Genomic DNA, 361 nt, shown 5'->3' on the forward strand with positions numbered 1-361 from the left:
CGCGGCACCGGCACGAGCTGGATCTTCAATTCCGGATGCCGCTCGATCAGCCGTCCCATGCGCGGCGCCAGGAAACAGACGCCGAAACCATCCGGCGCGCCGATCCGCACCGTGCCGGCGATAGCCGTGTCGGTACGGCCAAGATTGGCCTGCGCGGCCAACATCTCGGTTTCCATCCGCTCCGCAGACGCCAGGAAAATCTCGCCTTCGGCCGTGAGTTCGCAGCCATTGGTGCGGCGGACGAAAAGCCGGGTCTTGAGGGCCTCTTCAAGTGCGGTCAACCGGCGCGAAAGTGTGGCGTGGTTGACCCCGAGCCGCTTCGATGCCGCGAGAATCTGGCCGGTGCGGGCCACCGCGAGAA

1 protein-coding gene is annotated in these 361 nt (G+C 66.2%); it reads right to left on the reverse strand.

What is annotated here, in order from left to right:
- The coding region (locus tag AC1D0P_RS32370) for a LysR family transcriptional regulator (protein WP_477680460.1) at positions 1 to 361 on the reverse strand (361 nt) is incomplete at both ends.

The organism is Polaromonas sp. P1_G2 (assembly GCF_056405515.1).